General features: G+C 64.9%; 7 protein-coding genes and 1 pseudogene. 2 read left to right on the top strand and 6 right to left on the bottom strand.

The window, feature by feature from the left end; genetic code table 11:
- Positions 1–133: 133 nt before the first annotated feature.
- Entirely contained in the window at positions 134–3,100 is a 2,967-nt protein-coding gene (locus ISG32_RS24355) for a Tn3-like element ISPa38 family transposase (RefSeq protein ID WP_003100881.1), read from the top strand.
- Positions 3,101–3,133: 33 nt separating this feature from the next.
- A pseudogene (locus ISG32_RS24350) lies at positions 3,134–4,147 on the top strand (ATP-binding protein); the annotation flags it as partial.
- 219 nt (positions 4,148–4,366) lie between these two features.
- Here the strand turns inward: ISG32_RS24350 and ISG32_RS24345 are convergent.
- From ISG32_RS24345 to ISG32_RS24320, 6 genes are all read right to left on the bottom strand, one after another.
- Positions 4,367–5,371, bottom strand: coding sequence for a DNA-binding protein (locus ISG32_RS24345; RefSeq protein WP_194773601.1), 1,005 nt, complete (start codon positions 5,369–5,371; stop codon positions 4,367–4,369).
- Positions 5,372–5,508: 137 nt separating this feature from the next.
- A complete protein-coding gene (locus ISG32_RS24340) occupies positions 5,509–8,778 on the bottom strand; it encodes an error-prone DNA polymerase (RefSeq protein ID WP_228530081.1) in 3,270 nt (1,089 codons plus the stop codon).
- A 5-nt stretch (positions 8,779–8,783) separates the two neighbouring features.
- Positions 8,784–10,172 carry a DNA polymerase Y subunit UmuC family protein gene (locus ISG32_RS24335; RefSeq protein WP_194773599.1) on the bottom strand — a complete coding sequence of 463 codons (1,389 nt, stop codon included), beginning with the start codon at positions 10,170–10,172 and terminating at the stop codon, positions 8,784–8,786.
- Complete coding sequence (imuA, locus tag ISG32_RS24330; protein ID WP_228530080.1) at positions 10,135–11,013, bottom strand: translesion DNA synthesis-associated protein ImuA; 879 nt, start codon at positions 11,011–11,013, stop codon at positions 10,135–10,137. The genes ISG32_RS24335 and imuA overlap by 38 nt, the downstream gene beginning before the upstream one ends.
- A 108-nt stretch (positions 11,014–11,121) precedes the next feature.
- On the bottom strand, positions 11,122–12,495 hold the full coding sequence (locus tag ISG32_RS24325; protein WP_194773598.1) for a HipA domain-containing protein: 1,374 nt from the start codon (positions 12,493–12,495) through the stop codon (positions 11,122–11,124).
- Positions 12,492–12,830: a helix-turn-helix domain-containing protein gene (locus tag ISG32_RS24320; RefSeq protein ID WP_228530079.1), complete on the bottom strand. Its 339-nt coding sequence runs from the start codon at positions 12,828–12,830 to the stop codon at positions 12,492–12,494. The genes ISG32_RS24325 and ISG32_RS24320 overlap by 4 nt, the downstream gene beginning before the upstream one ends.
- Between the last annotated feature and the right edge of the window lie 6 nt (positions 12,831–12,836).

The following is a 12,836-nucleotide window of genomic DNA, read 5'->3' as shown; positions in this document are numbered from 1 at the left end:
TGATATGATAAGAATTCAAGAATAAAGTTTCAAGAACTGTTTTCGAGAATCGCAATGCCTTGATTTCCCGTGCCGCGCCAGAGGGTTGAGCGGGCTTGTCGCAAACCTACGTTTTCAAGAAGAAGGAAACCGCATGCCCCGCCGTTCGATCCTCTCCGCCGCCGAGCGCGAAAGCCTGCTGGCGTTGCCGGACACCAAGGATGAGTTGATCCGTCACTACACGTTCAGCGAAAGCGACCTCTCCATCATCCGGCAGCGGCGCGGCCCGGCCAATCGGCTGGGCTTCGCGGTGCAGCTCTGCTACCTGCGCTTTCCCGGCGTCATCCTTGGCGCTGATGAGCCACCGTTCCCGCCATTGCTGAGACTGGTCGCCAACCAGCTCAAGGTCGGCATCGAAAGCTGGGACGAGTACGGGCAGCGTGAGCAGACCCGACGCGAGCACCTGGTCGAGCTGCAAACGGTGTTCGGCTTCCAGCCGTTCACGATTGGCCACTACCGGCAGGCTGTCCAGTTGCTGACCGAGCTGGCCATGCAAACCGACAAGGGCATCGTGCTGGCCAGAGCCTTGATCGAGCACCTGCGGCGGCAGTCGGTCATTGTGCCCGCCCTCAACGCCGTCGAGCGGGCGAGCGCCGAAGCGATTACCCGCGCCAACCGGCGTCTCTACGACGCCTTGGCTGAGCCGCTGACGGACGTGCATCGCCGTCGCCTCGACGATCTGCTCAAGCGCCGCGACAACGGCAAGACGACGTGGCTGGCCTGGCTGCGGCAATCCCCGGTCAAACCGAACTCGCGGCACATGCTGGAACACATCGAACGCCTCAAGGCGTGGCAGGCGCTCGACCTGCCCTCCGGCATCGAGCGGCTGGTTCACCAGAACCGGCTGCTCAAGATCGCCCGCGAGGGCGGCCAGATGACGCCCGCCGACCTGGCGAAGTTCGAGCCGCAGCGGCGTTACGCGACCCTGGTGGCGCTCGCCATCGAGGGCATGGCCACCGTCACCGACGAAATCATCGACCTGCATGACCGCATCCTGGGCAAGCTGTTCAATGCCGCCAAGAACAAGCATCAGCAGCAGTTCCAGGCATCCGGCAAGGCGATCAATGCCAAGGTGCGGCTGTTCGGGCGCATCGGCCAGGCGCTGATCGAGGCCAAGCAAGCGGGCCGCGATCCGTTCGCCGCCATCGAGGCCGTCATGTCCTGGGATGCTTTCGCCGAGAGCGTCACCGAAGCGCAGCGGCTCGCGCAACCCGAGGACTTCGATTTCCTGCACCGCATCGGCGAGAGCTACGCCACGCTGCGCCGCTACGCGCCGGAATTTCTCGACGTGCTCAAGTTGCGGGCCGCGCCCGCCGCCAAGGACGTACTCGACGCCATCGAGGTGCTGCGCAGCATGAACAGCGACAACGCCCGCAAGGTGCCCACCGACGCGCCGACCGAGTTCATCAAGCCGCGCTGGCAGAAGCTGGTGATGACCGACACCGGCATCGACCGGCGCTACTACGAACTGTGCGCGCTGTCGGAGCTGAAGAACGCGCTGCGCTCCGGCGACATCTGGGTGCAAGGCTCGCGCCAGTTCAAGGACTTCGAGGACTACCTGGTGCCGCCCGCGAAATTCGCCAGCCTCAAGCAGGCCAGCGAATTGCCGCTGGCCGTGGCCACCGATTGCGACCAGTACCTGCATGACCGGCTGACGCTGCTGGAAACGCAGCTCGCCACCGTCAACCGCATGGCGCTGGCCAACGAGCTGCCGGACGCCATCATCACGGAGTCGGGCCTGAAGATCACGCCGCTCGATGCGGCGGTGCCCGATACCGCACAGGCCCTGATCGACCAGACGGCGATGATCCTACCGCACGTCAAGATCACCGAATTGCTGCTGGAGGTAGACGAATGGACGGGCTTCACCCGGCACTTCGCCCACCTGAAGTCAGGCGACCTGGCCAAGGACAAAAACCTGTTGCTGACCACGATCCTCGCCGACGCGATCAACCTGGGCCTGACCAAGATGGCGGAATCGTGCCCCGGCACGACCTACGCCAAGCTGGCCTGGCTGCAAGCCTGGCACATCCGCGACGAAACCTACGGGGCGGCACTGGCCGAGCTGGTCAACGCGCAGTTCCGACATCCCTTCGCCGAGCATTGGGGCGACGGCACCACGTCATCGTCGGACGGCCAGAACTTCCGCACCGGCAGCAAGGCCGAGAGCACCGGCCACATCAATCCGAAATACGGCAGCAGCCCAGGGCGGACGTTCTACACCCATATCTCCGACCAGTACGCGCCGTTCCACACCAAGGTCGTGAACGTCGGCGTGCGCGACTCGACCTACGTGCTCGACGGCCTGCTGTATCACGAATCCGACCTGCGGATCGAGGAGCACTACACCGACACGGCAGGGTTCACGGACCACGTCTTCGCGTTGATGCACCTGCTGGGCTTCCGCTTCGCCCCGCGCATTCGTGACCTGGGCGACACCAAGCTCTACATCCCGAAGGGCGATGCCACCTACGAGGCGTTGAAACCGATGATCGGCGGCACGCTCAACATCAAGCACGTCCGCGCCCATTGGGATGAAATCCTGCGGATGGCCACCTCGATCAAGCAGGGCACGGCGACGGCCTCGCTGATGCTCAGGAAGCTTGGCAGCTACCCGCGCCAGAACGGCCTGGCCGTCGCCCTGCGTGAGCTGGGACGCATCGAGCGCACACTGTTCATCCTGGACTGGCTGCAAAGCGTCGAGCTGCGCCGCCGCGTGCATGCCGGGCTGAACAAAGGCGAGGCGCGCAACGCGCTGGCCCGCGCCGTGTTCTTCAACCGCCTGGGGGAAATCCGCGACCGCAGCTTCGAGCAGCAGCGCTACCGGGCCAGCGGCCTCAACCTGGTGACGGCGGCCATCGTGCTATGGAACACGGTCTATCTGGAGCGGGCCGCGAACGCCTTGCGTGGCCACGGTCAAGCCGTCGATGACGGCCTGTTGCAGTACCTGTCGCCGCTCGGCTGGGAGCACATCAACCTGACCGGCGATTACCTCTGGCGCAGCAGCGCCAAGATCGGCGCGGGCAAGTTCAGGCCGCTACGGCCGCTGCAACCGGCTTAGCGTGCTTTATTTTCCGTTTTCTGAGACGACCCCACCATGGGCGACAAGGTCTCGGCCAAGCAGGCGATGATCGAATCAGGCGTGCCCTGCGTGCCGGGATCGCCCGAGGCGCTCGGCGACGATGATGACAAGACCCGGGCGCTGGCCGCAGCCATCGGCTACCCCGTAATCATCAAGGCCGCGGGTGGCGGCGGCGGGCGCGGTATGCGCGTGGTGGACGACGAGGCCGCGCTGCTGCAGTCCATCGCCATGACCAAGGCCGAGGCGAACGCCGCGTTCGGCAATGCGGCGGTCTACATGGAAAAGTACCTGCTCGCGCCACGCCACATCGAGATCCAGATTCTCGCCGACACGCATGGCAACGCCGTCTGGCTCGGCGAACGTGACTGCTCCATGCAGCGACGTCATCAGAAGATCATCGAGGAGTCCCCGGCACCGGGCATCGACTCGGTGCGTCTCGCCGAAGTCGGAGAGCGCTGCGCGCGCGCCTGCGAGCGCATGGGCTATGTCGGCGCAGGCACCTTTGAATTTCTGTTCGAGAACGGCGAGTTCTACTTCATCGAGATGAACACCCGCGTTCAGGTCGAGCACCCGGTCACCGAATGGATCACCGGCATCGATATCGTCGAGATGCAACTGCGCATCGCGGCGGGCGAGCCGCTGCCATGGTCGCAGACCGAGATCGTCTGCCAGGGCCATGCCATCGAATGCCGCATCAACGCCGAAGACCCGCACAGCTTCAAACCGTCCCCCGGAGTGCTGCGCGAATGGATCGCCCCCAGCGGCCCCGGCGTGCGTGTCGACTCGCACATGTACAGCGGCTACGAGATCCCGCCGTTCTACGACTCGCTGGTCGGCAAGCTCATCACCTACGGCCCGTCGCGCGAAGACGCAATGGCCCGCATGCGCGTAGCGCTCGGCGAGCTCGTCGCCGATGGAATACAGACCAACGTGCCACTGCATCAGCAACTGATGCAGGACCCCGCATTCATGGAAGGCGGCACCAGCATCCACTATCTGGAGCGTTGGCTGGCGGACCGGGTTTGATCTGACCTGACCGGGAGTGCTTGTCATGATGGGACGGTGTTTCTGCCGTCCCGTCGATCGATATGCCAGAGCGCCGGTTTCACGTTGCGCAGCATGCCCTGATTGTTGGATACGATTTTGATTATGTTAATTCGTTATTGTGGGGAAACAAGCGAACCCTGAGTTTCTCTCCGTCACGCAAGGAACCACAAGGCACGGCACCGTCTTCGGGGAGCGGCATCACTTTCTCAACCGCTTCTTCGGCGGAATGACGGGAGCCTTTGCGCGCAGCCGGCCGCTGCGTGGCAGCGCTTCGGATCCTGGACTTTGAGCCGAAGCGGCCTCCGTCTGCAGTCGCTGCAACTGATCCTTGGCTTTCAGCAAGTCCTTCAGCAGTCCCGCTTTTTCTTCCTGCGTGGCGAGCAGTCGGTCGTCCATCGACCTGACTCGTTCTTCTGAATCCGCGAGCTGACGCGCCGCCTGTTTCTCTTGTGCGTCCAGCAGCGCCTCCACGGCTTTGGTGGCCTGGCGGGCGCGGTCGATTTCCGACAGCAGGCGACGCTCCTGGGACTTGGCTCGCTCCTCGATGCGTTCGCGTTCCTTGCGGTGTTCTTCGTCCTTGACCTGGGTGAACTGGCGCATGGCATCCATCGCGATGCGCTGCTTGGAGAGGTCCGAGCGCAGCAGTTCGGCCTCGTCGGTCTTGGCCTGAAGCATGTGCTTGACTTCCTCGAGCTGGCGCCCAAGCTGCAGGATCTGCTGGTCCTTGGCGAACATGGCAGCCTCGAGTGCCGAAGCGCGCTCAGCGAAGCGCTGTTTCTCGACGGCGAACTGCTCCTGCTGCGCCTGCAGTTCCATGGCCTCCTGTGCCAGCGCCAGTTTCTGCTCGGCCACGCCCGCCTGCGCCCGCTCGCCCGCGAGTTGCTCCGCACGCCCCCACAGCGCCTTGGCGGCTCGCATGACCGGTGCAGGCAACTGACCGGAGACAACTTCTTCAGCGTAGCCGGATGCAATGTCGATCGATGCGGAGGACCCGCCCAGTCCGGATTTCAGGCGCTTCCCGAGTGTCGCGTACCAACTGTCGAGCATCGGCCCCACGGTATTGGGCGAGCCACGGCCCAATTGCAGGCGAATGCGCTCGATGGTCGGGCGCTCGCCGCGCTCAAGAACCGCATCGGCGGCGGCGCAGACGTCCTCCAGCTGAACCCCGCGCGGTCCTCTTACGCTGCTCGGTTGCAATTCCATGGCGCTTCCTTTTTGACTACGATAATTGAATGTTATCGGAATATATTATTATAATTCGTATTATATCTTATGTGATACATGCGTTATTAAATTAATCATGGCTCGGTGCGCGCCGGATGGCCCATCTCTCGCGGTGCTCAATGAAAATCTCGACTTCCATTGAGCACCGCGCCCAGGCGCCCGAGCAGCGGGGTGAGGTCTTTCACTCGCTCGACGATCAGGTGCCGCGTGGCATGTTGCGGGGCGCTCTCGTTCGGGCGGCTGCATTGCCATAGACCTTCCACCGCGAGCAGGCGGGCGCGCAGCAGTGTGTCGCGCCATTTCTCGAGCATCGACGGCCAGACGACCACGTTGACCGTGCCGGTTTCGTCTTCGAGCGAGACGAACATCGTGCCCTTGGCCGTGCCGGGGCGCTGGCGCACGGTGACGATGCCTGCGGCGCGCACGCGGCGGCCGTTAGGCATGTCCAGCAGTTGGGCTGCGGTGCGGATCTTCCAGCGGTCCAGTCGTGCGCGCAGCAGGGTCAGCGGATGGTTTCGCAGCGTGAGGCCGGTGGCGCTGTAGTCGAAAAGGATCGCCTCGCCTTCCTTGGCCTGCGGCAGTTCGAGGCGGTCTTCGTGCGTGGGCGTCTCGCGCAGCAAGGGCGGTGCGCGCCATTGGGCTGCGGCCTCCCACATCTGCTGGCGGCGGTGGCCCGAGAGGCTGGTGAGCGCGTCGGCCGCAGCGAGCGCCTGCAGGTCGTGGCGGTCCAGCTGCGCGCGAAGGGCCAAGTCCTGCGTGCTTTCAAACGGCGCTTGCGCGCGCGCCTGCAGCAGACGCTGCGCCGCCGAAGTCTCCAGATGCGCCACGAGGTGCAGACCCAGCCGCACGGCAGGCTGCGGCTGCGCCACGCCGCGCATGGGTTGCAGCGGCGCTTCGAGCGTGCTGAGCCGGTCGCTGCGCGTGACGTCCACCGGCAGCACGCGCACGCCGTGCCTGCGCGCGTCCTGCACGAGCTGCGACGGGGTGTAGAAGCCCATCGGCTGCGAGTTGAGCAGCGCGGCCAGAAAGCATGCGGGCTCGTGTCGCTTGAACCATGCGCTGGCATAGGCGAGCATGGCAAAGCTGTAGGCGTGGCTTTCGGGAAATCCGTATTCGCCAAAACCCAGCATCTGCTGGAAGATCTGTTCGGCGAAGGCTTCGCGGTAGCCGTTTTTCACCATGCCGCCAATCACGCGATCACGGAAGTGATGGACGCCGCCGTGGCGCTTCCACGCTGCCATCGAGCGGCGCAGCGCATCGGCCTCGGCGGGGGAAAAACCGGCGGCCGCCATGGCGATCTGCATGACCTGCTCCTGAAAGATGGGGATGCCGAGCGTGCGTTCGAGTGCGGGTTTGAGCGCCGGCTTTTCGAGTCTCAGCTCCTGACCTTTTCGCTGGCGTTCTCTGGCAAGGAGATACGGATGCACCATGCCACCCTGAATCGGACCGGGCCGCACGATGGCGACTTCGACCACCAGGTCGTAGAACGTGCGCGGCAGCAGGCGCGGCAGCATGCTCATCTGCGCGCGGCTCTCGATCTGGAAGGTGCCGATGGTGTCCGCCGCGCAGATCATGTCGTAGGTGGCGGAGTCCTCACGCGGAATCTCGCTGAGCAGCGTCCATGGCCGCTCGCGGATCGCGTTGCGCATGTCCAGACAGCGGCGCAGTGCGGTGAGCATGCCGAGCGCCAGCACATCCACCTTGAGCAGATTCAGCGCGTCGAGATCATCCTTGTCCCATTGGATGATCGTCCGCTTTGCCATGCTGGCGGGCTCCACCGGAACCAGCCGCGTGAGCTTGTCCTGCGTGAGCACGAAGCCGCCCACATGCTGGCTCAGGTGGCGCGGAAAGCCGTGCAGCTCTCTCGTCAGCCTGAACCACCAATGCGCCGTATGCGCGCTGATGTCCTCGCCCACGTCCCGGGCCAGACCCAGCAGGCGATCTTCGGCCGCCGCGTCGTCAAACCAGTGATGGTCTTTTGCGAAGGCGTCGACCAGTGCCGGCGCCACGCCCAGCGCCTTGCCGACATCCCGCAGGGCGCTGCGCAGTCGGTAGGTGATGACGACGGCGGTGATCGCCGCACGGTCATGACCGTATTTGTCGTAGATGTACTGGATGACTTCTTCGCGCCGTTCGTGCTCGAAGTCGACGTCGATGTCCGGCGGCTCCTTGCGTTCCTTGCTGATGAAGCGCTCGAACAGCAGAGTGCCCACCTCCGGATTCACGGCCGTGATGCCCAGGAAATAGCAGATGACGGAATTGGCCGCAGAGCCACGCCCCTGGCAGAGAATCCCCAGTTTGCGTGCCTGCCGCACGATGTCGTGCACGGTGAGAAAGTACATCTCATAGCCCTGCTCCGAGATCAGATCGAGCTCCTTGTGGATCTGTCCCCTGAGCCATTCGGGCATGCCGCCATTCGGGTATTTTTCCCGCACGCCTTCCCATGCCAGTTCGCCAAGCCTCTGCATCGCAGTCTTGCCGGAGGGAACCGTCTCCAACGGGTAGTTGTAGCGAATCTGATCCAACTTGAAATGGCAACGGCCTGCCATCGCCACCGTCGCTGCCAGCAGGCGCGGCGCGTAAATCCTGGCCAACTGCGCACGGGAGCGCAGACGGCGCTCGCCATTGGATTCCAACGCGTGACCACATTCCGCCACACTGCAGTTCATGCCCACTGCGGTGATCACGTCCAGCAGCGGTTTGCGCATGCGCGAATGCATGAGCACACCGCCCGCAGCGACCAACGGCACATTCAATTGCGCGCCCGCCTGCTGCAGCATCTGCAGCCAAAGGCTGTCGCCCGAGCCCTTGTGCAGCTCCACTGCAATCGAGAAATCACAGCCCAGCATCGCCCGGGCGCTCTCCAATGCCTGCACAAGACAAGCCACGCCCTCATCCTCCTTCATGAAGGCAGCGCGATGCGGCGCAATCAGCAATTCGCAGCCATGCAGCAACCGCCAGGGAGACTCGGACGTCAGCCGATAGGAACCCTTGAGCGCCGCCCCGCGCGCGGCCGTGATGAATTCACACAGATCCCCCCAACCTTGCAGATCGCGCGCAATCGCGACGATGCACAGGTCGCCGAACTGGAACTCGCTGCCGTAGAGCAAGGGCAGCTCAAAGTCCCGCAGTGCTTCGCCTCGTTCCTGGGCCTCCTTGCGCTTTGCCGCCTGATGCCGCACGGCCAGCCATGCGCGCACCACGCCCGCCACCGAGCACTCATCCGTGATGGCCAGCGCCGCATAGCCCAGTTGCTCTGCGCGCTCGACCAGCTCGCCGGGATGCGAGGCCCCGCGCTGAAAGCTGAAATTGCTCAGGCAATGCAGCTCCGCATAGCCCGGCAGGGCAAGCGTTGGCGGCGCGGTTTCAGTGATCTTCCGAGCCATGGCGTTCATCCGTAGAACCCGTGCAGATACCAGTCGTGCGTGCCGGTCTCCCGAAAGATCCAGACCCAGCCTGCAGCGGCGTTGTGGGCGACGAAGTAGTCGCGGCTGCAGTATCCCGGCCTGGCCTGCCGGCCAACGCGCCCCTCCTTCGGCAATGCCTCTTCGGCCTCCCACCAGCCGCTTTCCAGACGTTCTGGCCCGGCCTTCAGACTCAGCGCCAGCCCCTGCAGACAAGGCCGATGTCGCTGGGTTGTGAGCAACTGAGGCTCGGGCAAAAGCCAGGCGGGCCACAACGCGGCGCGCGGGTCGGCCTCCGTGTCGGGCTTGCTGCGCACGTCCCTTCTCAACGCATGGCTGGCGCTTTGCCAGATCTGCATGTGCTCCGGTCGATGATCGGTCTGCCGCTCCGGCACATGCAGACAGTCTTCGCCAAAGCGCGCACTCACCCGCTCCACCCACTGGCTCCATGGCTCGCCGCCGCGTTCATCACCGGCCTTGGGCAGCAGGCTTTCATTCATCTGCCTGACGGCCTGCACCTCCAGCGTTTTCAGCATGAGCCGATGGACCGGTGCGGCCAGCCGCTCATGTGCCATGTGCTCCGCCAGCAAGCGCCGCAGATGCGACAGCTCCTGCAGCGGCTGCGCCGTGCGCAGTTCCATCTCGCCCCAAGGCGCCAGATCGACGCCATCGAGGCGCCGCAAATCGTGCCGCCAACGCAGCCCAAGCCGCAGCACGCCCAGATGACGCGCGCGCAACCAGCCTTGCAGGGCGCTCAGAAGATGCTCTGCTGCATGCAGCAGATCGGCGGACGAAGCCGCGACGCATGGCAGCTCCAGCTCCAGATCGAACTGCTCCGGCAGTTCGATCCAGACCAGCGGGCAGGCACGCTCGCCCCACAACTGATCGAGCGCCAGCAGGCACTCCTGCCCCAGCCTGCGCGCCACGCCCGTTCGCGGCAGGGCGCGCACATCGCCCAACGTGCGGCAGCCCAGATTGTTGAGCGTCGACAAATGCGGCTTCAGCGCCGTCAGCGCATGCATCGGCAAGCCTTGAGGAATCTGCGGCGGACGCGGCCTGCCGCTTTGCTTGAGACGCAGCAGCGCCAGCGCCTGCAAGGCCGTTGGCCCTTCGGCCCAGCGGCTGCGCGCATCGGTGGACTCATCCGGCATCGCAGGCGCAGGCGATGGAGCATGAGCCAGCAGCAAATGCCTCAGTGCAGCGCGCCCGCCCCATAGGCGCTCGGCGCTTTGCACCTCGAGCAGCAAGGCCTCGTCCAGCACGGCCACATTGGGTGTGAAATGCAGCGCCCACCAGCCACAGGCTTCGATGGCCGATGCGGGCATGCTTGCAAGCTGCTCATCGTCCAGCGGCAAACGCCATGCCATCCAATGCATGAGACGCCTCCTTGTGGGGTGGCCTGAGCGCGCCGAGCATCGCGGTGGCTTCCGCATGTGCACGCTCCTTGCGCCATGCCTGAGCGGCCAGCGCGGCCATCAGGTGCCCGTGCAGCAGCGGCAACTCCACCGGCGCAGCCGAAGGCGGCCCACGCCGCTTGATCACCTGCACCTGCAGCGACGTCTCCTGCGTCCGCACCCACAGCCGCAGCGGCGCGGGCGACGACTGCAAGCGCGCCTGCTCGGGCCGGAACACCCACAGCAATTGCCGCTGCTGCGCCGCCAGCAACTGCAGTCGTCTGAGCGCCTGCGACTGCGCATGCGGCAGCCACGCGAGCACCGCGCACACATCGCGGCAACGCAGCGCCTGCTCGCTCACCCAGACGCTGTCCGCATCGGCAAGCGGTCCCTGCCTTTTCTTCAGCCGGCCAACCGATGCCTGTCCGGGGTGCACGCAGCACAGCTGCCGCACGGCCACGCCAGCCCTTTCGGCAAACGGCACAAACACCTGCAGCGGTGGCGCCACCAACACCGCATGCTGCCGGGCCCCGCCCTCCGAGAGCGCCCGTGCCAACGCCCCCGCCACCAGACTCCACTCCGGGTGTGACGAGGCCGGCAGCAGAATCTCCGACATCCCACCCACCGGCCAGCCCCCGCCGGGCAGCTCCGCATCCAGCGCTACATGCCCCGACGCCAGCGCCCGCACCGCCCCATCGTCATTCGCCGATTGCCAGTCGCCCCCCTTCCACACGCCCAGCCGCGACAGGCTCGCGGGCTCCATGCCGGCAAGCCTGTGCGCTCCGGCCACGGCGGCAAAGGGGGATGGGCTGGTGGCGGTCATCTGGCATGGGTAGAAAATGATTTACTGTATAAATATACAGTATCTCATTGATATCCGTCTCGGATGCCATGCCGACAGCCTCGCACCGGGATGTGGGTTGAGTACGCTCTAAAAGTCTCCCGCCTTGAATCTGGACGCCTCTCCCGCCAAGTCAAACAGCCACCGCGCCTGTCCATCGACATGGTCCGCGATGCGGCTCACGAACGCACGCTCGTCCTCGTTGTAGATCTCGGCACGCGCGAGCTCCGGCGCATATTGCCGCGCGGCGGACGCCAGCTTTTGCGCTTCCTTTTTGAGCAACGCCGGGGCAATGCCGCACAGCTGCGCGAAGTGCGCGAGCTCATAGGCCGTGAGTTCCGCATCCGCAAACGCGTCGCCGAACGCCATGGCGTATTCGTTCGCGATGCTGGGGTACATGGCGACCGAGAGCAGGTCATACCAGGGGCATGGGGCGAGCCCGTCCGCATGCACATAGAACGAGAAGTTCTTGCCATGCGCATCGTAGTTGCCGAGCAGCAGCTGGAACAGGCTCCAGCGCAGCAGCATGAGCCGAGTGCGCGCGGGTTGCTGCGCGTGGCCGCTGGCGCTGAACAGACGCGGCAGACTCATTCCGTCGCGGTAGAGGCGATTGGGACCCGTGTTCAACTCATATTTGGATGCCACCGGGAAGTCGAGGGCCTGGCACCCGTCGATGATGTGCAGGCGCTGCACCAACGGGCTTGCGTCCGATCGCATGCGGTCAAAGCGCTCGATGAACAGTACGGGCTCGGGCACGCGGATGATGTCGACGCGGGCCACCTCGAACTGCAGCCCCTTGTCCTGCCCCATGCGTGCCGCCAGTCGCATGCAGAAATGCTCGTTGGCGACGAGAAAGGGAATCTTCGGGTCTTGCGACTCCGGCTTGAGGAGATGGGTGGAGGTGTATGGCGCATCGGGCAGCACGAGCCGCATGTCGCCCGCGTGATCCGCCGCGCCGCGCTGCACATGCAGCGCCAGCTTGTCCTGCTGCCCGGCCACGGACAGACGCAGCCGCCCGTCCCAATTGGCGAACGGCTGCCATTGGCGATGGCGGATCCGCTCGGACAGCTCGGCCAGCGACACTTCCCGCGCAGGCTGATCGACCGCTTCGTCCCCGGTCGCATCGATGGGCAGAAACCGGAACGCGCCGGTCGTCTCCGCGCCCAGCGCCTGCACCAGGCCGTAGACATTCGCCTTGCTCAATCCGCAGGCGCGGGCGATGTCGTCCAGTTGCGGGCCTTCCGGCAGCAGGTTCTGCAAAAAGCGCCGCACCGCCGAAGACCCATGCCCTTCGGGCGGCGTCTGCAGAGGCAGCTGCGGCGACAGCGGGAACGCGGCCCCGTTGGCCAGCCACGTTGGCGAGTACTGCAAGCCCCAGCGTTCATCACCGTGATCGAACTGGATGCTTCCCACCCGTTCGCCGCCGCACCAGATGCCGAGTGCCGATGCGTTTGCCTCCGTCATGACCGAATGCCTTGGGGCTGGATAGCCTGCGCGGGACGCTTCTTGCGCACGACCAGCTCCAGACCCAGCCCGTCCATGATCGCCAGAAGCCGGTCCGAGCCCACTCCGCCCACGCCCCGCTCGAGGCGCGAAAAGCTGTCGGGCGAGACCCCCATCAACCCGGCGGCATCATCGATGGCCAGTTTCTGGCTTTTGCGCACGGAACGCACGAGCTGTCCCAGCCCCTGCAGAGAGCGGACGGGGAATTCCTCCATCGCTTTCGAAGAGGACGGCTTGTCGGATGGAACCTCAACAACGTGGCTTGTGTCAGCGTGATCGTCTGGGCGAGAGGACATGCGATG

The organism is Diaphorobacter caeni (genome assembly GCF_015354245.1).
Classification (GTDB): Bacteria; Pseudomonadota; Gammaproteobacteria; order Burkholderiales; family Burkholderiaceae_C; genus Diaphorobacter_A; species Diaphorobacter_A caeni.
This window is presented reverse-complemented; position numbering and strand designations above follow the sequence as displayed.